Here is a 21,595-nt window from a genome sequence, read left to right as displayed (position 1 = left end):
CGACGGTCAGTAGCCGGCCGAGCGGTCGACGACGCCGACGAGAGATTCACCGGCTTTGTGGCGCACAATCTGCCGGGCGATCAGCGCCGACAGCGCAACCGGGTCGGATGATGCGGCGACGTGCGGTGTCACGAACACGCGGGGGTGCGCCCACAGGGCGCTGCTGGCGGGCAGGGGCTCTTGCTCGAAGACGTCGAGCGAGGCTTCCATCAGCCGCCCGTCATTCAAGGCGCTGAGGATCGCATCGTCGCTTTGCAGGCCGCCACGCCCGGCATTGATCAACACCGGGCCGCCCAGGGGCGTGCGCTGCTTCAGCGCCGACAGGAAGCTGTCGTCGATCAGCCCGCGTGTCTCGTCGGTCAGCGGCAGCAGCACGACGACGATGTCGGACGCGGCAAGGCATGCCGTAAGGCCGTCGCGCCCGCTATAGGTTTCGATACCGTCGATGGCGCGCTGCGTACGGCTCCAGCCCAGTACCTTGAAGCCCAGCGCCTGCAGCTTGCGGGCGGCGTCGCGCCCGAGTTCGCCCAACCCAAGGATGCCCACCGATACGGCAGCGGCGGCGGGCTGCGACCGGTCGCGCCACAGCGCGGCCGTCTGCTGCTCGCGATAGAGCCGGCCCTGCCGCATATGATCGAGCACGCGCCAGACGACATACTCGCTCATGCGGTTGGTAAGATCCTCGGCCACGATCCGAACCACCGGCACATCCGGCAAAGTCGGGTCGGACAGAACGTGATCCACGCCCGCGCCCAGCGAGAAGATCGCCTTCAACCCCGGCAGGCGCGCCAGTATGCCCCGCGGCTGTTGCCAGACGACGGCGTAATCGATGCGCGACGCTTCATCCTCGTCCGGCGACAGGACGATGGTTTCGTCCGGCAGGTTCGCGGCAAGGGCGTCGCGCCACAGCTCCGGCGATTCTCCGGCGGATGAGATCAGGATGGTCATGGCATGTCCCCTCGAACTGTCGTGTCAGGCCGGTGTTTCGATGCTGTCGGACAGCATGCGAGCAACGGGCCGGCCCTTCCGGTCGAACCAGTTGAGGGCGGTGACCATGAGATTGTTGGCGATGAAGCCTTCGTCCATGGCAGCGATCAGCGCCTGCGCCGGCGCGGCGATGGGGATGATGTCCTCATGCTCGTCGGCCAGGCCGGCCACCAGCGGTAGCCCGCGCGTGTCGACGATGCACATGAAGTAGTGGGCAACCTCGTCGCACAGGCCGGGAGATGTCAGCACCGAGAAGATCGGAGCCGTCGCCAGGGCCTCGAGCCCGGTTTCCTCGCGCAGTTCCCGCACCGCCGCGACGGCGGGCTTTTCGTCACCGTCCAGAAGTCCGGCGGGCAGCTCGAGCGCGGCGGCGTTGGGCGTCTTCAGAGCCGCGCCGATGCGGAACTGACGGATGATGACGATTTCGTCGGTGTTGGGATCGTAGGGCAGAATAATCGCCGCTTCACGCGCGCGCAGCACTTCGCGGCGCACGCCCTCGAAGCGCCGCGTCCCGTCCAGGCTGGCATGCGACACGAAAAGCCGGTCCAGCGGACGGAACCCGTCCGCCAGCCTTTCCTCGGCCGTGACGGTAAAATCCAGAGGCTGGTCTGCCAGACGCCGACGGTCGGATGCACTCATTGCGATACTCCACCGGCCGATACGGCCCTGACATCGAAGGCGGCCGCCATCAGGGCCTTGGTGTAATCCGTGCGGGGCCGTTCGAACACGTCCTCGGCAGGGCCGGATTCCACCACCTTGCCGTTGCGCATGACGATGATGTGGTTGGCCAGCGCGCGCACGACCTTCAGGTCGTGGCTGATGAACAGATAGGCGAGATCGTGCTTCTTTTGCAGGTCGCGCAGAAGGTCCACCACCTGGGCCTGCACGCTCATGTCGAGCGCGGATGTCGGCTCGTCGAGCATGACGAATCGGGGGTTGAGCACCATGGCGCGCGCGATGGCGACACGCTGGCGTTGCCCGCCCGAAAATTCGTGCGGGTAGCGAAAGCGCGTTTCCGGGTCCAGCCCCACCTCGCGCAAGGCCGAGACCACACGCGCCTCCCGCGCCTCGATCGAAAGCTCCGAGGCGTGGATGGACAGGCCTTCCGCAACGATATCGGCCACCGGCATGCGTGGAGAGAGCGATCCATAGGGATCCTGGAAGACGATCTGGATGCGCTTGCGCAGGGGCCGCATTTCGGCAAAGGAGCGCTCGTCGATGCGCTCGCCCTCGAACAGGATTTCGCCTCTGGATGCGATCATCCGCGTCAAGGCAAGGCCGAGCGTCGTCTTGCCGGAGCCGGACTCGCCGACAATCCCGACCGTCTGCCCGGCGCGCACCGCCACATCGACACCGTCGACCGCCTTCACATGGTCGCTGACGCGGCGCATCAGGCCGGTGCGGACGGGAAACCACACCTTGACGTCGCGCCCCTCCATGACCAGCGAGGCGTTTTCGTTCGCGGCAGGCGGGCGGCCCTTCGGCTCTGCGGCCAGAAGATGCTTGGTGTAGGAATGACGCGGATGGGCGAAGATTTCTTCCGTCCGGCCTTCCTCGACCAGCTTGCCCTTGAACATAACGCACACCCGGTCGGCAATGCGGCGCACGATGCCGAGATCATGGGTGATGAACAGCATGGCCATGCCGCGTTCGGCCTGCAGCTTTTTCAGAAGCTCCAGAATCTGGGCCTGCACCGTCACGTCGAGCGCGGTGGTCGGCTCGTCCGCGATGAGCAGGTCCGGCTCGTTGGCAAGCGCCATCGCGATCATGACGCGCTGGCGCTGCCCGCCCGACAATTGGTGCGGATAGGCGTTCAGCCGCTTCTCCGGGTCGCGGATGTTAACCTGGTGCAGAAGCTCGAGCGTGCGTTCGCGCGCCTGACGGTCGGTCAGTCCGCGATGCACCTTCATGATCTCGCCAACCTGCTTCTCGATCGTATGCAGCGGGTTGAGCGAGCTCATCGGCTCCTGGAAGATCATCGAGATGCGGTTGCCGCGAATGCCGCGCAATTCCTTCTCGTCGGCCCGCAGCAGATCGTGCCCGCCATACAGGACGACACCGCCGGGATGGCTGGCCGATGGATAGGGCAGCAGCTTCAGCACCGACAGCGCCGAAACCGATTTGCCGGAGCCGGATTCGCCCACCAGCGCCAAGGTCTCGCCCGGCGCGATGGAAAAGGACACGTCGTCGACGGCAAGCGTGCGGCCGAAGGCCACCGAAAGGTTGCGCACGTCCAGCAGCGGCCGGTCTGCGGTCTCTGTCATGGGCTCGGCGCCTTTCATTGGAAGCTCTTTCGCGGGTCGAAGGCGTCGCGCACGGCCTCGCCCACGAAGACCAGCAGCGACAGCATCAGCGACAGGACGACGAAGCCGGAAATGCCGAGCCACGGTGCCTGCAGATTGTTGCGTCCCTGTGCCAGCAGCTCGCCCAGCGAGGGCGAGCCGGGCGGCAGGCCGAAGCCGAGGAAGTCCAGCGAAGTCAGCGTGGTGATGGAGCCGTTGAGGATGAAGGGCAGGAAGGTCAGCGTCGCCACCATGGCGTTGGGCAGAAGGTGGCGCATGATGATCGTGCCGTCCTTGACGCCCAGCGCCCGCGCCGCATTCACATACTCGAAGTTGCGGGCGCGCAGGAATTCGGCGCGCACCACGCCCACGAAGGCCACCCACGAAAACAACAGCATGATGCCGAGCAATATCCAGAAGCCCGGCGGCAGGATCGCGGCCACGATAAGCAGGAGATACAGGACAGGGATGGAGGACCAGATCTCGATGAAGCGCTGGAAGATCAGGTCAACCCAGCCGCCGAAATAGCCCTGCACGGCGCCGGCCGAAACGCCGATCACCGCAGAGGCGATCGTCAGCACCAGGCCGAACAGCACCGAGATACGGAAACCGTATATCAGCCGCGCCAGCACGTCGCGCGCCTGGTCGTCGGTGCCGAGCCAGTTCATGTTGCCGAAATTGCAGTTGATGTCGGCGACGCCCCCCGGATAGCGCTGGCAGCGCTCCTCTGCGGACAAGGTCCAGGATGGCGGGGAGGGCGCCGGTGTCGGCACCTCGTTGTTGACGGTGCGGTAGGAATAGCGGATCGGCGGCCAGACAGCCCACCCGTTCTGGGTGATCTCGTCCTGGATGAAAGGGTCGCGGTAATTGGTGACCGGCAGGAAGCCGCCGAAGACCTCCTCCGGATAGTCCACGAAGATCGGCGCGTAATATTCGCCGCGATACTGGATCAGGATCGGCTTGTCGTTGGCCACGAACTCGGCGAACAGCGTGACCACGAACAGGACGAGGAAAATCCAGAGAGACCAGGTGCCGCGCCGGTTCGCCTTGAAGTTCTGCCAGCGCCGGCGGTTGAGCGGCGACAGGCGTGGACGCCGCGCGGCGGCCGAGGGGGCAACCTGCGCGATCCCGGCCGCGTCGGCGCTGGCGCGGCTGGCCGCGGGTTCCATGGAATCCACGCTCATACGTCGCGCCTTTCGAAGTCGATCCTCGGGTCGATCCATGTGTAGCAAAGGTCGGACACCAGGGTCGCGACCAGGCCGATCAGCGAGAAGATGTAGAGCGTCGCGAAGACCACCGGATAATCGCGCCGGTAGATGCTTTCGAAGCCGAGCAGACCCAGCCCGTCCAGCGAGAAGATCGTCTCGATCAGCAGCGAGCCGGTGAAGAAGGCCGAGATGAAGGCGCCGGGAAATCCGGCGACGATGATCAGCATCGCGTTCCGGAAGACGTGGCCATACAGCACTTTGCGGTCGGTAAGCCCCTTGGCCCGCGCCGTCGTCACATATTGCTTGCGGATTTCATCCAGGAAGGAATTCTTGGTCAGCAGCGTCGTGGTGGCGAAGGCCGACAGGGACAGGGCGATCAAAGGCAGGGTCAGGTGCCAGAAATAGTCGACGATCCGCTCCGGCCAGGACAGTTGATGCCAGTTGTCGGAGACGAGGCCGCGCAGCGGGAACCAGTCCAGGAACGATCCGCCGGCAAACAGCACGATCAGAAGCACCGCGAACAGGAACCCCGGTATGGCATAGGCGACGATGACGATGGCCGATGTCCAGACGTCGAAGCTCGTTCCATCCTTCAGGGCCTTGCGGATGCCCAGCGGAATGGAAATTCCGTAGGAGATGAGGGTAATCCACAGCCCGAGCGAAATGGAAACCGGCATCTTTTCCTTGATGAGGTCGATGACGCTGACCGACCGGAAATAGCTTTCACCGAAATCGAAGCGGACAAAATTCCAGATCATCAGGCCGAAGCGTTCCAGCGGCGGCTTGTCGAAGCCGAATTGCTGCTCGAGCTTGGCGATGAAGGCAGGGTCCAGCCCCTGGGCGCCCCGATAGCCGGAACTATCCGTGCTGGGCTGGTACTGCGTTTCGCCCGCGCCGCCACCCGACAGGCGGTCGCCCGCCTGGCCTTGCAGGGTCGCGATCACCTGCTCGACCGGCCCGCCGGGCGCGAACTGGATGACGATGAAGGAAATGGCCATGATGCCGAACAGCGTCGGGATCATCAGCAACAAGCGGCGTAGGATATAGGCGCCCATATCGGCTGCTTTTCAACTCCGGTTCGGGCGGGCGGCGACGACGGCCGGGCCGGTCATGGCAGGTCAGGCCCGGCCGATGGCGCGGGCTTTGTCTTCTTCGTACCACCAGAGGGATTCCACCGGGAAGCCGTAATCGGGCTTTTCGTCCTTCATCCCGAACATATCCCAATAGGCCATGTGGTTGACGTCGGACGTGATGTTGGGAACCCAATCCAGCCGCGCCCGCAGCACGCGGTCGATGCAGCGCATGATGGTGACGAGCTCGTCCCGGCTTCTGGCCGTGCCGGTGCGCTCGATCAGCGCGTCCACCGCCGGGCTGGCCATGCCGGGGAAGTTGTAGCCGCCCTGCGCATCCTTCATGCCGCTGCCGAAGAAGATTCGCAGGCTTTCCGGCGTCGGCGTCGCGCTCAGCGAGAAAGCCGAAAGCATCATATCGAACTCGAAGCGGTTCTGCCGTGCCTGATACTGGGCGGCGTCCACCAGCCGGAAATCGGCGCGGATGCCGACGCGGCGCATGTTCTCGATCATCTTGCCGTAGACGCGGGTCTGCTCCGGATCGTTGATCATGTATTCGACCGCCAGCACGACGCCATCCGCGTTGACGAGCCTGTCGCCATCGCGCCGGAAGCCGGCATCGGCGATCAGCTTGCTGGCTTCGCGCAGCATGGTGCGGTCGAAGCCGCTGCCATCCGAGACGGGCTGCACCCAGACTTCGCCGAACACCTCCGGCGGCAGGTCGGCGCGCAGCGGCTCCAGGAACGCCAGCTCCTCGGGGCCGGGCACGCCGGTTGCCACGAATTCCGACCCCTGGAAACAGGAATTAGAGTGGGTGCGCAGCCCGAACATCAGATTGGCGTTCGTCCATTCGAAGTCGAAGCACAGATTGATGGCCCGGCGCACGCGCGGATCGGCAAACTGGGCGCGGCGCTGGTTGAAGGCCCAGCACTGGAACTTCGGTCGCTTGTCGGTGGGAAACTCGCGCTTGACGATCCGCCCGTCGGCCACGGCGGGAATGTCGTATTCCGTCGCCCAGGCCTTGGTGGTGAACTCCTGTCGGCAGGTGATATCGCCCTTCTTGAAGGCCTGCAGCGCCGCCTGCCTGTCGCGGAAGAACTCGATCCGCAGTGTCTGGAAGTTGTCCAGCCCCCTGGCGAAGGGCTGCTCCCAGCCCCAGTAATCGTCGCGCCGCTCATATTCGATGAAGCGCCCGGGCTCGAACCGGCCGACGCGGTAATTGCCGCTGCCGGGAATCTCCTGCATCCCCGTTCGGGTGAAGTCCTTGCCGTCCAGGAAGGCAGCGCTGAGAACCGGAATACCCGACATGGCGCCCAGTGCCGCCGGCACGGTCTGCCGCCCGGAAAAGCGTATCGTGACGGTTTGCGCGTCGACCGTCTCCACGCTGTCGACCTCGGACAGAAGGATCATCAGGCTGGGGTGACCCTCCCGCTTCATCAGGTCGTAGGTAAAGGCGACATCCCGGGCGGTGACCGGCTCTCCCGTCGAAAAGCGAGCTTCGGGCCGAAGCTGGAAGGTGAAGCTGTTGCTGTCGGCGGACATGGTGACCGATTGCGCCAGGGCGCAATAGATCGAGTCCGGCTCGTCCAGCGCGGAGACCATCAGCGTGTCGTACAGCTTTTCCATGCGCGGCGGCGCATTGCCCTGCAGCACGAAGGTATTGAGCGTATCGAACGTATCGGGCGCCTGGTTGAACAGCCAGGACGGCACGCTGAGCACCATGCGCCCGCCCACCGGCGCATCCGCATTGGCATAATCGAAGCTTGCGAAGCCTTCGGCATATTTCAGGTCGCCGAAGGCGGAGAGGCCGTGCAGCGGCGTGTCCACGGGGTTGTCCGCAAGCGACAGGCGCGGGAAGGCGGCGGCGCCCGCGGCACCGGCCAGGATCTGGCCGAAGCGGCGGCGACTGAGCCAGACGCCCGTCATTGCGGCTGCCCCTCGGATGCGGCCGGCTGGGGCGTGGCGGCGCCGGCGCGCACCCACCAGGAGAACGGATCCAGGCCGATATAGGCGGGCTGCTTCTCCGGCATCTGGAGCTTGTCCCAATAGGCCAGCCAGATATCGGGATTATGCCATTGCGGGACCATGTAGTAGTTCCACAGCAGCACGCGGTCGAGCGCCCGGCTGGCGGCTACCAGGCTTTCACGATCCGGCGCGAAGACGATCTTGTCGATGATCGCGTCCACCGCCTCGTTGCGGATGCCGGCCAGGTTGCGGCTGCCGCGCTGCGACGCGGCGGCGCTGCTCCAGAAGTCGCGCTGCTCGTTGCCGGGCGACAGCGATTGCTGGAACTGCCCGGTCACGACATCGAAATTGAACTCGTCGACAAGTGCCTGATATTGCGAGGCATCGACGATCCGCACCGTAGCGCGGATGCCCAGCCGGCGAAGCTGGTTGGCATACGGCTCCAGAATGCGGCTGTCATTGGGGTCGTCGCCGAGAAACTCGATGCTCAGCACGTCGCCCGTCGCGGCATTGACGAGGTCGCTTCCACGCCGCTCGTACCCCGCGTCGCGCAGAAGGTCGAAGGCTTGGCGCAGATAGGCGCGCTCCGCGTTGGGAGCGGAATAATCGGGCAGGGCGTATTCTTCGGTGAAGACTTCCGGCGGCAGCTTGTCGCGCAGGGGCTCCAGCACGGCCAGCTCGTCTTCGCCGGGCAGCCCGGTGGCGGCCAGCTCCGTATTCTGGAAGAAGCTGCCCGTCCGCTTGTACTGACCGTGGAAGAGCGTGCGGTTCATCTCCTCGAAATTGAAAGCCAGCAGAAGGGCGTGACGCACGCGCGGATCGGAAAATTTTTCGCGACGCGTGTTCAGCACATAAGCCTGCATCGGCTGCGCACCCTCTGTCGGGAGCGCGGTCTTCTTGACCTGACCGGAGTTGAAGGCCGGGAAATCATAGCCGGTTGCCCACCGCCCCGCGCTGTTCTCGGCGCGGTAATCGGCAAACCCGCCGCGCTTGAACGCCTCCCATGCCGCGTTGAGATCGCGGAAATAGGTGTAGTGGATGCGATCGTAATTGTAGCGGCCAAGGCGCGTCGGATGGTCCTTCGCCCAATAGTCCGGCACCCTTTCCCAGGTGATTGTGTTGCCGGTATCGAAGCTGCCGACGCGGTATGGGCCCGAGCCGAGCGGCGGCTCCAGCGTCGGCTCTTCGATGTTGCGCTTGTTGCCCCGGCTATCCGTGCCTTCCCAGTAGTGCTGGGGCAGGACGACGAGGTCGCCCATGATGTTGGGCAATTCGCGGTTGCCGGTCTGGTCGAAGCGGAATGTGACTTCCCGCTCGCCCGTTTCCTCGACCGACGTGACGTTGTGATAGTAGTTCGCATAAAGCGGGTACAGGCGGGTAACGGTCTGAAAACTCCAGATCACGTCGTCGACCGTGATCGGCTCGCCATCGTGCCAGCGGGCATCCGGGTCCAGCCGGAAACTGACGGATGAATAGTCGGCCGGATAGCGCATCGCCTCGGCGATCAGCCCGTGGCTGACGCCCGGCTCGTCCAGCGCCTGGTCCATCAGCGTATCGTAGGCAAGCCCACCGCCGAACGCCGCGAAGCCGGCCGCTGCAGTGCCACGCAGCACGAACGGGTTGAAGCTGTCGAAGCTGCCCGAACCGGCAAGGTTCAGCGTGCCGCCCTTGGGCGCGTCCGGGTTGACGTAATCGTAGCGGGTGAAGTCGTAGCCGTATTTGGACGGCTCGATGATGCTGGACCATTCGCGCCACTCGCCGGCGGCGGGCTCCTGCGCCTGGACAGGCGCGGCGAGGGAGAAGGCGGCGACCACCAAGGCGAGGGTCGGGGCAACGGCGCGTCCGGTCAAATCTGTCTCCGCATCTCGTTTACAGGGTCGCACCCAAGCTGCGGCCAGCTTTGTGGCGCGGTTTGGACAAACCCTCATCATGACGAAAGTTTAATCGCCGAGGCCGGACGCGCAAGAATACGCCCAATAAAAAAGGCCGGCGGTGGGCCGGCCTTTTCCGAATCATGTTCTTGCGCGCGCTTACTGCGAGCCGGTGCCGGCAGGGGCGCCCTCGGTCGGCGCGGGAGAGGCATCCTGCTCGCCCGTGGAGGGGTCGGTCGTCGCCGGGGCCTGCGGGGCGCCATCCGGTGTGGTGGTGGTGCGGGGGTCCGTCACGGCCGGCGCTGCTTCGCCTTCTGCCGGCGCGGCGGCATCGCCGCCTTCGGCCGGTGCGGCAGCGTCGCCACCCTCTGCCGGTGCGGCAGCATCGCCACCTTCAGCCGGTGCGGCAGCGTCGCCGCCTTCGGCCGGTGCGGCAGCGTCGCCACCCTCTGCCGGTGCGGCAGCGTCGCCGCCTTCTGCCGGTGCGGCTTCCACTTCAGGCAACGGGGCGGGGCTGTCCGACAGGGTGCGCAGATAGGCGATCAGGTCGGCGCGGTCTCCATCGTTGTTGATGCCCGCGAAGCTCATCGCCGTACCGCTGACATACTGGCGCGGATTGTGCAGGAAGCCGTTCAGGTGCTCGTAGTCCCAATGGACTGCATGATCCTCGCTGAAGGCGTTCATGGCTGCCGAGTAGGAGAAGCCCTCATGCACCGCGATCGGGCGGTTGACGATGTCCCACAGGTCGGGGCCGACAAGGTTCGGGCCACCCTTTTCGCCGCTATGGCAGGCTTGGCACCGCTTGAAGACGGCGGCGCCGGCCTCGGCATCGGCATCCTGCATCAGGACGGCGATGGGCACCGCGGCGGGCGCCTCGGCGGCGGCACCGGTATCCTCCGGCACCTCGATCGCGAAGCCCGGACGCTCGGGCGCCTCGGAGTGGAAGATGACTTCGGCAAGAAGGCTGCCGCCAAACAGAACGAACACAGTACCGAGCACGGCACCGAAGATCTTGTTGGCCTCAAAAGAATTCATGGACAGGGCGGCTCCCTCATCAGCCGGCGGCGGCACCGACGAACGGTTCTAAAATTCGCGCGGAAGCTATGTCTTTTGCCCTTTCAAGGCAACACCTGTAGACCGCTCCCTGGGCTTGCGAATCGCCGGTCTCAGCGCGTTTGCGCGAAACCGCCGGGCCGCAAGCTTGGAAGTCTTCTTACATTGCCCGTCGCGCCGATCAAGCAATTGCTGCGGCGATGCGGATGCAAAAACAATCGGATTGTCGTCGTCCACAGGGTCTTGAAGCGATGCGCCCAGTCATTCTGATACCCGCCCGTCTTGCCTCGACGCGCCTGCCGGGCAAACCGCTGGCCGATATCGCCGGCAAGCCGATGATCGTCCGGGTGGCCGAGCGTGCCGCCGCCGCCAATGTCGGCCCCGTCGTGATCGCGACCGATTCCGACGACATCGCGCTTGCCGTGCAGGCGGCGGGCTTCCAGGCCGTAATGACGGGGGGCGCTCATCAATCGGGCTCGGATCGCATCTTCGAGGCGCTGACCCTGCTCGACCCGAATGGCGATTTCGACACGATCGTGAACCTGCAGGGCGACCTGCCCACGATCGAGCCGGAAACGATTCGCGCCGTCCTGTCGCCGTTGCTGGAGCCGGCCTGCGACATCGCCACGGTGGCGGTGCCTTTCGAGGGCGGCGCCGATGCGCAGGATCCGAGCGTCGTCAAGCTTGTCGGCAGCGCGGTCGCGCAGGACAGGTTGCGCGCCTTGTACTTCACCCGGGCAACCGCGCCCACGGGGCAGGGGCCGTTGTTCCATCATGTCGGCATCTATGCCTATCGCCGCGCCGCGCTTGAGCGTTTCGTGGCCCTGGGGCCGTCGGCCCTGGAGCGACGCGAGAGCCTGGAGCAGCTTCGCGCGCTGGAGGCGGGGCTGAGAATCGACGCCGCCATCGTCGACGCCGTGCCCCTGGGGGTGGATACGGCGGCGCAGCTTGAGGATGCACGCGCCTTTTATCTGCCCGACGCACGCACCAACCGGATCTCTTTCCAGGGAGAGCCCGGAGCCAATTCCGACACGGCCTGCCGCAACATGTATCCCGGCATGGAGCCCTTGCCCTGCGATACGTTCGAGGAAGCCTTCGCCGCGGTAACGCGCGGCGAGGCCGACCTTGCGATGATCCCCATCGAGAACACCATCGCCGGACGCGTCGCCGACATCCATCATCTGCTTCCGGTCTCGGGCCTGAGGATCGTGGGCGAATACTTCCTGCCCATCCGCTTCCAGCTCATGGCCAAGCCGGGGACACGGGCAGAGGATATCCGCGAAGTCTACAGCCATATCCACGCCCTTGGGCAATGTCGCGGCATCCTGCGGCGCAACGGCTGGCGCGGCATCGTCGCCGCCGATACCGCCGGTGCGGCCCGCATGGTGTCGCAGATGCCGGAAACGCATGTCGCGGCGCTGGCTCCCAAGCTCGCGGCCGAACTCTACGGCCTGGAGATCCTGGCGCAGAACGTCGAGGACGCCGAGCACAACACGACGCGATTCGTGGTCCTGTCGCGCAAGGGCGACAGCGAACGCGCGTTGTGGGCGCCACGGCGCGAGCGGATCGTGACGACCTTCCTGTTCGAGGTGCGCAACCTGCCCGCCGCCCTTTACAAGGCGCTCGGCGGCTTCGCGACCAATGGCGTCAACATGACCAAGCTGGAAAGCTACCAGATCGGCGGCGCCTTCACGGCCACGCAATTTTATGCCGACATCGAAGGACACCCGGACGAGCGGGGCGTCGCCCATGCGCTCGAGGAACTCGCCTTCTTCACCAAACGGCTGACGATCCTGGGCGTCTATCCCGCTTCGGACGACCGGCCGGCCACCCTGCCGACCGTGCCGGGAGAGTGATCAGCCGGGCACGCTGCCCTCGGCGAAGGCCCGGATGAGAATGCTGGCGATGGCGAATGGCTTCGGCGCGCCGATGCCCCCTTGGTGCGTGCCGGCCAGCATGGCGCGAACCTCTGCCCGGTCGAACCAGCGGCAATCTTCCAGTTCGTCGGCGTCGTAGCGGACCTCGTCCCCAAGGGCGCGGCCGAAGCAGCCGATCATCAGCGAGCCGGGAAACGGCCATGGCTGCGAGGCATGATAGGTCACCGCGCCCACCGTCAGCCCCGATTCTTCCAGCACTTCGCGCCGGACGGCGTCTTCCAGCGTTTCACCCGGTTCCACGAAGCCGGCGAGGGCGGAGTACATGCCCGGCGCAAACTGCTTCTGGCGGCCCAGCAGGCAGCGGTCCGCGCCATCGTGCACCAGCATGATGACGACGGGGTCGGTGCGCGGAAAGAACATTTCGCCGCACGCCGTGCATCGGCGGCGCAGGCCCCCGGCTTCCGCCTCGGTCTTGCCGCCGCAGACGCCGCAATGCCGCGTCCGCCTGTTCCAGTACAGAAGATGCTGCGCCTGCCCGAGCGTGCCTTCGTCATCGCTTTTGAGGACGCCGGACATGGCAAGCCCGCGAAGGTCCATGGCGCGGACGCCGGACGTGCCTTCGGGCGGCACCGGGGCGGTGGCCACCACCACCGGAGCACCATCACCCGGGCGGTGGCCCAAAAGCACCGCCTCGGCCATGTCGGCACCCAGCGCCTGCGCACCGGCACGGTCGAAGAAGGCATCCGGCGCGTCGTCAGGGCCGGTGGTCAAAAAGGATCGCTCCGCCAGAAGGCAGACGCGCAGGCGCGGGTCGGCAAGAGCGTCGGGAAGGCTGTCCGGCCCACGCTTCTCGCTGTCGCGGAACAAAAGGTTGCCGGTAAATCCAAGCGGACGCGTCACGAGGCGAGCTCCGCCGCAGCCAGCCTTGCAATCATGGCATCGGCCTCTTCCGGCTCATAGGGCTCGCGCCCGGGATGGCCGAAGGGCGCGCCCGGCCAGGCCGGATCGCGTCCGGTGCGGGCAATGACGTGCATGTGGAACTGCTCGACGATGTTGCCGAGGCTGCCGAAATTGATCTTCTGCGGGGCGAACTCCCGCGCCAGCATCTGGGCCGTAGCGTTGGTTTCGGCCATCAGCGTTGCGCGGTCTTCGTCGGAAAGATCGAAGATCTCGACGATCCCCGGCCGTTCCGGAACCAGGAGCAGCCAAGGCCAGCGCCGGTCGTTGAGCAGCAGCATCCGGCACAGGGCAAGGCGGCGCACGAAGAAGGCATCGGCATCGAGCCGGCGGTCGAGAAGGAAGGTCGGATGGGTCAAACGTGATCCTCGGAATTCTGTCCAACGCTGTCTTTGCGGTTGCATTTACACCAATAGCGGACGATATACACGGCGGGAGGTTGGTGGTGGACGAGCCACTCGCCAACCGGGTCAGGTCCGGAAGGAAGCAGCCCCAACGAGTTCCGGCACGGGTCACCGTGCCAGCCTCCCACCTTCGGCATTGCATCCGCGTACTGGCGCGGTATCACTGCACATGAACGGACCGGTTTTCGTTCCGGCAGGAATCGCCACCCGGAGAATCGCTCTTTTGGCCAGTGCTGAAGACATGGCGGATCGTGGCGGCCAGCGGGCCTACCGCGTTCTGGCACGCAAATACCGCCCCCAGAGTTTCGACGACCTCATCGGCCAGGAGCCGATGGTGCGGACGCTGACCAACGCTTTCGAGGCGGGGCGGATCGCACAGGCCTGGATGCTGACGGGCGTGCGCGGCGTCGGCAAGACGACGACGGCGCGCATCCTGGCGCGGGCACTGAACTACGAAACGGAAACGGTGCACCGCCCATCCATCCGCATGGACCAGCCCGGCGTGCACGACCAGGCCATCATGGAAGGCCGGCATGTCGATGTGGTGGAGATGGACGCCGCCTCCCACACCGGCATCGACGATATCCGCGAGATCATCGAGCAGGTGCGATACCGCCCGGTTTCGGCCCGCTACAAGGTGTACATCATCGACGAGGTCCACATGCTGTCCACGCAGGCCTTCAACGGCCTGCTGAAGACGCTTGAGGAGCCGCCGGAACATGTGAAGTTCGTCTTCGCCACCACCGAAATCCGCAAGGTTCCGATCACCGTCCTGTCGCGGTGCCAGCGCTTCGACCTGCGGCGCGTCGATGCCGCCCGCATGATGGAGCATCTGGGCAAGGTGCTCGGCGCCGAAGGTGTCGCCGTCGACGACGAGGCGCTGCGATTGATAGCCCGGGCTTCCGAGGGCTCGGTGCGCGATGCGCTGTCCCTTGCCGACCAGGCCATAGCGCATGGGGCCGGGCATGTCGGCGCCGATGCCGTGCGCGACATGCTGGGCCTTGCCGACCGCGCACGTGTGATCGACCTGTTCGAGATGCTGATGGCGGGCGATGCCAGCGCCGCCATAACGGAGCTGCGGGCGCAATATGCGGCCGGGGCGGACCCGCTGGTCGTGCTTGGCGATCTGGCCGATTTCACCCATCTCGTCACATCGCTGCGCTTCGTCCCGGAATCCGCGGCGGACGCCTCGCTGGCGCCGGCGGAAGCCGAGCGCGGAGCCGCCCTGGCGCAAAGCCTGTCGGTGCGCACTCTGTCGCAGGTCTGGCAGATGCTGCTGAAGGCCATGGAGGAAGCGCGGCTGGCGGCCTCGCCCCGGCAGGCGGCGGAAATGGCGCTGATCCGGATTGCCTATGCGTCGACCCTACCAGGGCCGGAGGAGCTGTTGCGGCTGGTGGAATCCGGGAGCTCGGTGCCTGCTTCTGCCGCCACCCCGGCGCCGTCCGCGCCGTCGTCCCCGCATTCGCCGGGGTCGGGCGGCCCGACAGGCAGCCAGGCTGGCGGCCCCACGGGTGGCTCCACTGGCAGCTCCACGGGCAGTCAGGGCATGGCCGTCGGCACTCGTATCGCGGCGCCGATGGCCGAGCGTGGCGGCGTCAAGGCCCTGGCCGGACGCGGGGCACTCAGCCTGCATTCCTTTGCGCCCGAGCCGCAGGCGCAGCCGGTGCAGGCCGCCGAACCGGAGCCTTCGGTCTCCATAAGCTCGCTTGAGGATATCGACGCGCTGGCGCTCGAAAAGCGCGATTCGCTCGCGCGGTTGCGGATCCGCCGCTATCTGCGACCGGTGCGGATAGAGGCCGGCCGGCTTGAGGTCGGCCTTGCCGACGACGCTCCGGCGACCTTCCCCGGCGAGTTGATGCGCAAGCTGCACGACTGGACCGGCCGGCGATGGATCGTAACCGTCGCCACCGGCCCGGTCGAGGCACCGACGCTGGAAGAGATCGCTCACGAAAAGCGGGAAAAGCTCGTGCGCGAGGTGGCGCAGGATCCGGACGTGTCTGCCCTTTTGTCCGCCTTTCCCGGCGCGCGCATTGCCGATGTGCGCCTGCGGGCCGAGACACTGGCCGAGGTGGACACGGTAGCGGCGCTTGATGCCGTCGAACCGCCGGATGATGCCGCCGGGTTTGACGGAACGGCCCTGCTGGACGATATCGACCCCGAGGGCGAGTTGCCCGAAGAGGCCTTCGCGGCCGCCGACGACGAAGACGACGAGAGCGAGGATTGATTCCGTGAAAGACCTGATGGGCATGATGAAGCAGGCGAAAGCCATGCAGGAGAAGATGCAGGACCTCCAGCAGGAGCTGGCCGAGGTCGAGGCGACCGGGCAGTCCGGCGGCGGCCTCGTGTCGGTGACGCTGAAGGGCCAGGGAGAGCTGGCCGCGTTGGCCATCGACGGCTCGCTCGTCAATCCCGACGAGAAGGACATGCTGGAAGATCTGATCGTGGCTGCCCATGCGGACGCCCGGCGCAAGCTGGATCAGCAGATCCAGGAAAAGACGCAAAGCCTGACGGCCGGGCTGCAACTGCCCGCCGGGCTGAAGCTGCCTTTCTAGGACGGGCGGCTCACCAGCACCCATGTCCAGAAGCATCGCCGGGCCGGAGATAGAGCGGCTTATCCAATTGCTGGCCAAGCTGCCGGGCCTCGGCCCGCGCTCTGCCCGGCGCGCCGCGCTGCATCTGGTGAAGCGGCGCGAACAGCTTCTGTCGCCGCTTGCGGGCGCCATGGCGGAGGCGGCCGACAGGGTCGTCTCCTGCTCGTGCTGCGGCAATATCGATACGCAGGATCCCTGCACCATCTGCCGCGATACGGCGCGGGACGGCTCCATTATCGTGGTGGTGGAAGACGTCTCGGACCTATGGGCGCTGGAACGCGCCAAGGCGTTGAACGCGGCTTACCACGTCCTGGGCGGGGTGCTTTCCCCGCTGGAAGGCATCGGACCGGATGAGTTGACCATCGGCAGGCTGGTGGAGCGCGTGGGCGAGGGCGGCATCAAGGAAGTCATCATCGCCGTCAACGCGACGGTGGAGGGGCAGACGACCGCCCACTACATCATGGACCAGCTTGAAGGGATGGACGTGCGCGTGACCCGGCTTGCCCATGGTGTGCCGGTGGGCGGCGAACTCGACTATCTGGACGAGGGCACCCTCTCGGCGGCCATGCGGTCCCGCACGGCGTTCTGACCGGCGCGGTTGCCGGCCAACCGGTAGGCTTACTGGCCGAAACGGGCCGGATCCGGCTCTGCCTCGAAACCGAAGGACGCCGCGTGCTGCGGCACGGGAATGGACCCGAAGCTCTGGCTGCTTGCCGCCAGCTTGGGGGCGTCGGCCACGGGACGCGCGGCATGGCCGGGCACCGGAACCTTCATCGCCGTCTCAACAGCCATCGCCGCCGGAGTGGCCGCTGCTGCCTTTGCCGGCGCCATGGCGCTGGCGGCTGGTGTGACGGCGGCCTTGCGCACGGCAGGAACGGCCACGTTGGATGCAACCTGTACCGGTGCGGCAGCGGCCGGGGCCGATGCCACGGCCGGCTTTGCTGCGGCGGGGGCCTTGGAAGCGACCTGCGTGGGCGCCTGCTTCGGTGCGGATTTGGCGGATGGCTGCAGGCGCGCCATGTCCGATGTGCCCATGGGATGGCCGGAGATGGACGCCATATGCTGCTTGACGCTGGAGCAATAGGCGCGCGCGGACTGCGTCATCGTGGTGGCGCGGTGGCCGCCCTTGTACTTCATCGAGGTGGCGCAGACATCCCGGTCGCCCTTGTGCCAGGCGCCCGACAGATACTTCATGCCGTATTTGAGGTTGGTTTCCGGGTCCAGCAGATCCTGGGCAGAGCCGCTGAAACCGAGGCTGCGCGCCGTGGCCGGCTTGATCTGCGACAGTCCGTAAACGCCGCCGGGGCCGACGGCCTTTGGATTGTAGCGGCTTTCCACACGCACCACTGCATAGGCAAGCTCACGCGGGACATCGTTGGCATCGGCCGCCTTGGCGATCATCTCGTCCAGCTCGCGGCTGCCGGAGATCGTGCCGTTCCGGGGCGTGGCCGACGCGACCCGCTGGCCCTTGGCGCTTGCTTCGGCGGGCTTTGCCGCCTCTGCCGTTTCGGTTGCCGGCTTGTCCGCACCGATCTCGGCGACGCCCAGAAGGCCACCTTCGTTCGAGACGCAGCCACCAAGCACAAGGGGAGATATCAGTACGGTGAAAACCATGGCGTTGGCGCACATGCGAATTCGCTCGCGACGAGCTTCCCCCGGCTTAAGCCCCATCCAACCAGTCCCCGTGCTGTTTCCCTCGGAATCCGCTTTTGGGTCAGAACCCGGCCAAAAGATGGCAAGGACCCGGCATAGGGCAAAATGACGCCCGAACGGCTTTCCGTAACAGCATCCTTAACGGCTTTCGCCATGGATTGTCAGCCCCCATGACGGGGGTTAAGGAACGGCTTATGACACATTCCGCGACAAACCCCGCCGAAAACCTCGCCGCGCTGATCCGCTGCCCGTCCGTCACGCCGGAGGAGGGCGGGGCGCTGGCCCTGCTGGAGGCGCTTCTGCGGCCTCTGGACTTTACCGTCGAGCGACCGGTTTTCTCCGACGCGGGAACGCCGGATGTGGAAAACCTTCTGGCAACGCGGGGCCGGGGCGGCCGGCATCTGGTCTTTGCGGGGCATACCGATGTCGTGCCGCCGGGGCGGCTGTCCGACTGGCGGCACCCCCCCTTCGAGGCGGTCATCGAGAACGGCCAGATGTACGGGCGCGGCGCGGTGGACATGAAGGGCGGCATCGCCTGTTTCCTGGCGGCGGTCGCACGCCTTTCGGAACGGGGCGAGCTGCCGGAGGGCCAGATCTCGTTTCTGATCACCGGCGACGAGGAGGGCCCGGCGATCAACGGTACGGACAAGCTTCTGGCCCATGCAGGCAGGCGCGGCCTGCGTTTCGACGCCTGCGTCGTCGGCGAGCCGACCAATCCCGAGCGGATGGGCGACATGATCAAGATCGGGCGGCGTGGCTCGGTGTCCGGCTGGATCACCCTGACGGGCCGGCAGGGGCACGTGGCCTATCCGCATCTGGCCGAAAACCCCATGCGCGCACTGCCTTCCGTGCTGGACGCCCTGATGCGCGTGCCGCTGGATGCCGGAACCGCGAGCTTCCAGCCGAGCAACCTCGAAGTCACCGGTGTCGATACGGAAAATCCGTCCACCAATGTCATACCGTCGCGCACGCGGATCGCCTTCAATGTGCGCCACAACGACCATTGGACGCCCGAGAGCCTGCATGCGGAGGTGACGGCGCGCGTGCGCTCCGGCCTGGCGGACGCGGCGCTTCGGCAAGAGCGCGCGCAACCGGTGGCCTTCGATATCGAATGGCGGGAAAACCCGGCAGAAGTCTTCCTGACGCGCGACGAACACTTGACGCGGGCGCTTTCCGAAGCTGTCGTGGACGTCACGGGGCGCGCCCCAAGCCTGTCGACTTCGGGCGGTACTTCGGACGCCCGTTTCATAAAGAACTATTGCCCGGTGGTTGAATTCGGACTTGTCGGACAAACAATGCATATGAGCGACGAGCGTGTCGCGCTATCAGACCTCGAAACGTTGACGGCCATCTATGAAACCTTCATTTCCCGCTGGTTCTCCGCCGACACCTGATTTCGTACCGAGCCTTGCCGAGCTGCTGCGCTATTTCACGGGCATCCTCCGCCTGATGCAGGGCAAGCGCGACGGCCTGCAACGCCTGAACCTGTCGGCCGACGGCTTCTGGGCGTCGTTCGGCGCCATCATCGTTTCGCTGCCGCCGATGGCCCTGTCCTGGGTGGAATTCGAGACCGTGGAGCGCCAGTGGCCCTTTATCGGGGGCAGCGTCGGCGCCTATGCCGCACATGCGCTGGCGGATGTGACGGCCTGGATCCTGCCGCTGCTGGTGCTCACCATGGCAGCGCGGCATATCGGCCTCAGGCGCAAGATCGGGCCGATCGTCATCGCGCTCAACTGGTCGGGGGCGTTGCTGGCCTGGGCGCTGGTGCCCTTGTGGCTGCTGATGCTGCTGACGGGCGGCAGCATGGCGGTTGCCTTTCTGCTGCTTCTGGCCGGCGTTGCCACGCTGGTGCTGACGACGCGGGTGGTCGTGTTTGCCGGCGACTGCGATTACCTCGTTGCAGGGGCGATCACCGCGCTTCTGGTGGTCTGCTCCATCCTCACCTATGCGGCGGTGATGGATATGACCGGCATCAAGTTGATGTAGTCAGTAATCGACCCTGGACAGATAAAGCCCATCCGGCGGCGCCACCGGGCCGCACCGTTTACGATCCCGGGATTCCAGCGCATCCACAAGGTCGGCCTCGCTCCAGCGATGCTCGCCGACCAGCTTGAGCGAGCCGGCGAACGACCGGATCTGGTTGTGCAGGAAGGACTGCGCCGAAGCGTGGATGTGCACCTCGTCGCCGGGGCCGCGTACGACGTCCAGCCGCTCCATCGTGCGGACCGGGTTCTTGGCCTGGCAGTGCGCGGAGCGGAATGTATTGAAGTCGTGCGTGCCCAGAAGCCGCTTCGCCGCCCGGTCCATCGCCCCGACATCGAGCGGCTTCCACACCCACCAGACCTGACCCTTAAGCACCGTCGGGGGCGGGCGCCGGTTCAGGATGCGATAGAGATAATGGCGTTTGCGTGCCGAAAACCGCGCATCGAACGTGTCGGGCACACGCTCCGCCACAAGGATCGCGACGCCGCCTTCTTCCCGCAGATAGGCATTCAGCGCATCCCGGACCGTATCCGGCTTCCAGTCGCGCGCCAGATCCACATGCGCTACCTGTCCGGTGGCGTGGACGCCGGCATCCGTGCGCCCGGCGCCGAACAGGGTGACATCCTCGCCGCAGAATGTGCGCAGGGCCACCTCGACGGCCTCCTGCACGGAAAACCCGTTTTTTTGGCGCTGCCAGCCGACATAGGGACGGCCGTTATACTCGATCGTCAGCCTGAAACGCGGCATCAGGAGAACCGCGCGCCGGCCGGCAGCCTTTGGCCGCGCAGAAAGTCGGCGGCCTTCATCGGCTTGCCGCCCTGCTTCTGAAGCTCCAATATCTGCACGGCGCCATCGCCGCAGGCCACGCGCAGCGCGTCGTCCAGCAGCGTCCCCGGGGCGCCATCGCCTTCGGCCACTGCGGCGCGCAACAGCTTGAAGCGTTCCGCCCCGCTGTCCAGTTGGGCCCAGGCGCCGGGAAAGGGCGAGAAGGCGTTGATCTTGCGTGCAACGTCGCGCGCCGGCAGCGCAAAGTCCAGCCGGGCTTCCGCCTTGTCGATCTTGCGCGCATAGACCGGCATGCGCCCCGTGGCGGCGGCAATCGCCTCCTGGTCCTCGAAGGTCAGCGTGCCGGCTTCCAGCCGCTCCAACGCGTCCACCATAAGGCTGGCCGATACGGCCGCCAGCCTGTCGTGCAGCTCGGCGGCGGTTTCCGTATCGCCGATGGGAAGCGATTGCGACAGGGCGACCGGACCCGTATCCAGCCCCAGCTCCATGCGCATCACCATCATGCCCGTCTCGCGGTCGCCGGCCTCGATGGCGCGCTGGATCGGCGCGGCGCCGCGCCAGCGCGGCAAAAGCGACGCATGGCCGTTCAGCGCGCCGTAACGCGGCGCATCGAGTATCGGCTGCGGCAGCAGCAGCCCATAGGCGACGACGACGGCGACATCCGCGCCAAGGCCGGCAAAGGCAGCTTGCTCGTCCGGCGCCTTCAGGCTTGTCGGGCAGCGGACGGGAAGGCCGAGGCCAAGCGCGGCCCGGTGCACGGCGGAGGGCTTCTCTTCCATGCCCCGGCCTGCCGGGCGCGGCGGCTGCGTGTAGACCGCAGCCAGGCGGTGGCCCGCCGCATGGATGGTTTGGAGTGTCGGTACGCTGAACTCGGGCGTGCCCATGAATACGATTGTCAGCGCCATGGC

General features: G+C 66.1%; 19 protein-coding genes, 1 other RNA gene and 1 pseudogene. 8 read left to right on the top strand and 13 right to left on the bottom strand.

Annotation, left to right across the window (positions count from 1 at the left end; translation table 11 throughout):
* Window positions 1-6: 6 nt before the first annotated feature.
* From AUL31_RS06735 to AUL31_RS06700, 8 genes are all read right to left on the bottom strand, one after another.
* Window positions 7-948 carry a 2-hydroxyacid dehydrogenase gene (locus AUL31_RS06735; protein ID WP_060603310.1) on the bottom strand — a complete coding sequence of 314 codons (942 nt, stop codon included), beginning with the start codon at window positions 946-948 and terminating at the stop codon, window positions 7-9.
* A gap of 24 nt (window positions 949-972) precedes the next feature.
* A complete protein-coding gene (locus AUL31_RS06730) occupies window positions 973-1,626 on the bottom strand; it encodes an NUDIX domain-containing protein (protein ID WP_060603309.1) in 654 nt (217 codons plus the stop codon).
* Window positions 1,623-3,251, bottom strand: a complete 1,629-nt coding sequence (locus tag AUL31_RS06725) for an ABC transporter ATP-binding protein (RefSeq protein WP_060603909.1) — start codon at window positions 3,249-3,251, stop codon at window positions 1,623-1,625. The genes AUL31_RS06730 and AUL31_RS06725 overlap by 4 nt, the downstream gene beginning before the upstream one ends.
* 14 nt (window positions 3,252-3,265) lie before the next feature.
* Window positions 3,266-4,453, bottom strand: coding sequence for an ABC transporter permease (locus AUL31_RS06720; protein WP_409359946.1), 1,188 nt, complete (start codon window positions 4,451-4,453; stop codon window positions 3,266-3,268).
* Complete coding sequence (locus AUL31_RS06715) at window positions 4,450-5,532, bottom strand: microcin C ABC transporter permease YejB (protein WP_039188951.1); 1,083 nt, start codon at window positions 5,530-5,532, stop codon at window positions 4,450-4,452. Before AUL31_RS06715 ends, AUL31_RS06720 begins: the two co-directional genes overlap by 4 nt.
* 63 nt (window positions 5,533-5,595) lie before the next feature.
* Window positions 5,596-7,473 carry an extracellular solute-binding protein gene (locus tag AUL31_RS06710; protein ID WP_060603903.1) on the bottom strand — a complete coding sequence of 626 codons (1,878 nt, stop codon included), beginning with the start codon at window positions 7,471-7,473 and terminating at the stop codon, window positions 5,596-5,598.
* Window positions 7,470-9,362, bottom strand: a complete 1,893-nt coding sequence (locus tag AUL31_RS06705; RefSeq protein WP_060603306.1) for an extracellular solute-binding protein — start codon at window positions 9,360-9,362, stop codon at window positions 7,470-7,472. The genes AUL31_RS06710 and AUL31_RS06705 overlap by 4 nt, the downstream gene beginning before the upstream one ends.
* 180 nt (window positions 9,363-9,542) lie before the next feature.
* Window positions 9,543-10,418, bottom strand: coding sequence for a c-type cytochrome (locus AUL31_RS06700; RefSeq protein WP_060603302.1), 876 nt, complete (start codon window positions 10,416-10,418; stop codon window positions 9,543-9,545).
* A gap of 218 nt (window positions 10,419-10,636) precedes the next feature.
* Here AUL31_RS06700 and AUL31_RS20675 point away from each other — a divergent pair.
* Together AUL31_RS20675 and AUL31_RS20670 are read left to right on the top strand one after the other, a co-directional pair.
* Window positions 10,637-11,395: pseudogene (locus AUL31_RS20675) on the top strand (3-deoxy-manno-octulosonate cytidylyltransferase); the annotation flags it as partial.
* A 12-nt stretch (window positions 11,396-11,407) separates the two neighbouring features.
* Window positions 11,408-12,292 carry a prephenate dehydratase gene (locus AUL31_RS20670; protein ID WP_060603900.1) on the top strand — a complete coding sequence of 295 codons (885 nt, stop codon included), beginning with the start codon at window positions 11,408-11,410 and terminating at the stop codon, window positions 12,290-12,292.
* On the opposite strand, the gene nudC is transcribed toward AUL31_RS20670, so the two are convergent.
* Both nudC and AUL31_RS06685 read right to left on the bottom strand, forming a co-directional pair.
* On the bottom strand, window positions 12,293-13,213 hold the full coding sequence (gene nudC / locus AUL31_RS06690; protein WP_060603300.1) for an NAD(+) diphosphatase: 921 nt from the start codon (window positions 13,211-13,213) through the stop codon (window positions 12,293-12,295).
* On the bottom strand, window positions 13,210-13,629 hold the full coding sequence (locus AUL31_RS06685; protein WP_244489336.1) for an HIT family protein: 420 nt from the start codon (window positions 13,627-13,629) through the stop codon (window positions 13,210-13,212). Before AUL31_RS06685 ends, nudC begins: the two co-directional genes overlap by 4 nt.
* Before the next feature lie 75 nt (window positions 13,630-13,704).
* On the opposite strand from AUL31_RS06685, the gene ffs reads away from it, so the two are divergent.
* The 4 genes from ffs to recR all read left to right on the top strand — a co-directional run bounded on the left by ffs (window position 13,705) and on the right by recR (window position 16,854).
* An RNA gene (gene ffs / locus AUL31_RS06680) (signal recognition particle sRNA small type) lies at window positions 13,705-13,802 on the top strand.
* A 113-nt stretch (window positions 13,803-13,915) separates the two neighbouring features.
* Window positions 13,916-15,898, top strand: a complete 1,983-nt coding sequence (locus tag AUL31_RS06675; RefSeq protein WP_060603295.1) for a DNA polymerase III subunit gamma/tau — start codon at window positions 13,916-13,918, stop codon at window positions 15,896-15,898.
* A 4-nt stretch (window positions 15,899-15,902) separates the two neighbouring features.
* The gene (locus AUL31_RS06670; RefSeq protein WP_060603292.1) at window positions 15,903-16,226 is read left to right on the top strand and encodes a YbaB/EbfC family nucleoid-associated protein; all 324 of its coding nucleotides are present in this window, start codon (window positions 15,903-15,905) and stop codon (window positions 16,224-16,226) included.
* 22 nt (window positions 16,227-16,248) lie between these two features.
* Window positions 16,249-16,854 (top strand): recombination mediator RecR, encoded by a 606-nt coding sequence (gene recR, locus AUL31_RS06665; protein ID WP_060603287.1) that lies wholly within the window; start codon window positions 16,249-16,251, stop codon window positions 16,852-16,854.
* Window positions 16,855-16,883: 29 nt separating this feature from the next.
* Here the strand turns inward: recR and AUL31_RS06660 are convergent, their stop codons facing one another.
* Window positions 16,884-17,894 carry a lytic transglycosylase domain-containing protein gene (locus AUL31_RS06660; RefSeq protein ID WP_060603283.1) on the bottom strand — a complete coding sequence of 337 codons (1,011 nt, stop codon included), beginning with the start codon at window positions 17,892-17,894 and terminating at the stop codon, window positions 16,884-16,886.
* A gap of 218 nt (window positions 17,895-18,112) precedes the next feature.
* Between AUL31_RS06660 and dapE the strand changes: the two genes are divergently transcribed.
* Window positions 18,113-19,312 (top strand): succinyl-diaminopimelate desuccinylase, encoded by a 1,200-nt coding sequence (gene dapE / locus AUL31_RS06655; RefSeq protein WP_060603279.1) that lies wholly within the window; start codon window positions 18,113-18,115, stop codon window positions 19,310-19,312.
* The gene (locus AUL31_RS06650) at window positions 19,272-19,904 is read left to right on the top strand and encodes a hypothetical protein (protein WP_060603276.1); all 633 of its coding nucleotides are present in this window, start codon (window positions 19,272-19,274) and stop codon (window positions 19,902-19,904) included. Before dapE ends, AUL31_RS06650 begins: the two co-directional genes overlap by 41 nt.
* On the opposite strand, the gene truA is transcribed toward AUL31_RS06650, so the two are convergent.
* Together truA and fmt are read right to left on the bottom strand one after the other, a co-directional pair.
* Window positions 19,905-20,648, bottom strand: a complete 744-nt coding sequence (gene truA / locus AUL31_RS06645; protein WP_060603272.1) for a tRNA pseudouridine(38-40) synthase TruA — start codon at window positions 20,646-20,648, stop codon at window positions 19,905-19,907.
* The gene (gene fmt / locus AUL31_RS06640; protein WP_060603270.1) at window positions 20,648-21,592 is read right to left on the bottom strand and encodes a methionyl-tRNA formyltransferase; all 945 of its coding nucleotides are present in this window, start codon (window positions 21,590-21,592) and stop codon (window positions 20,648-20,650) included. Before fmt ends, truA begins: the two co-directional genes overlap by 1 nt.
* Between the last annotated feature and the right edge of the window lie 3 nt (window positions 21,593-21,595).

This window comes from Aureimonas altamirensis (assembly GCF_001463885.1).
Classification (GTDB): domain Bacteria; phylum Pseudomonadota; class Alphaproteobacteria; order Rhizobiales; family Rhizobiaceae; genus Aureimonas; species Aureimonas altamirensis.
Note: the sequence above shows the minus strand (reverse complement) of the source record. Positions and strands in the feature narration are given on the sequence as shown.

Coding starts and splice junctions, on each gene's coding strand:
- AUL31_RS06700 (WP_060603302.1), bottom strand. CDS start 10,418: ATGAATTCTTTTGAGGCCAACAAGATCTTCGGTGCCGTGCTCGGTACT.
- AUL31_RS06735 (WP_060603310.1), bottom strand. CDS start 948: ATGACCATCCTGATCTCATCCGCCGGAGAATCGCCGGAGCTGTGGCGC.
- dapE (WP_060603279.1), top strand. CDS start 18,113: ATGACACATTCCGCGACAAACCCCGCCGAAAACCTCGCCGCGCTGATC.
- AUL31_RS06715 (WP_039188951.1), bottom strand. CDS start 5,532: ATGGGCGCCTATATCCTACGCCGCTTGTTGCTGATGATCCCGACGCTG.
- AUL31_RS06650 (WP_060603276.1), top strand. CDS start 19,272: ATGAAACCTTCATTTCCCGCTGGTTCTCCGCCGACACCTGATTTCGTA.
- AUL31_RS06710 (WP_060603903.1), bottom strand. CDS start 7,473: ATGACGGGCGTCTGGCTCAGTCGCCGCCGCTTCGGCCAGATCCTGGCC.
- truA (WP_060603272.1), bottom strand. CDS start 20,648: ATGCCGCGTTTCAGGCTGACGATCGAGTATAACGGCCGTCCCTATGTC.
- AUL31_RS06720 (WP_409359946.1), bottom strand. CDS start 4,453: ATGAGCGTGGATTCCATGGAACCCGCGGCCAGCCGCGCCAGCGCCGAC.
- AUL31_RS06675 (WP_060603295.1), top strand. CDS start 13,916: ATGGCGGATCGTGGCGGCCAGCGGGCCTACCGCGTTCTGGCACGCAAA.
- AUL31_RS06725 (WP_060603909.1), bottom strand. CDS start 3,251: ATGACAGAGACCGCAGACCGGCCGCTGCTGGACGTGCGCAACCTTTCG.
- recR (WP_060603287.1), top strand. CDS start 16,249: ATGTCCAGAAGCATCGCCGGGCCGGAGATAGAGCGGCTTATCCAATTG.
- AUL31_RS06730 (WP_060603309.1), bottom strand. CDS start 1,626: ATGAGTGCATCCGACCGTCGGCGTCTGGCAGACCAGCCTCTGGATTTT.
- AUL31_RS06660 (WP_060603283.1), bottom strand. CDS start 17,894: ATGTGCGCCAACGCCATGGTTTTCACCGTACTGATATCTCCCCTTGTG.
- fmt (WP_060603270.1), bottom strand. CDS start 21,592: ATGGCGCTGACAATCGTATTCATGGGCACGCCCGAGTTCAGCGTACCG.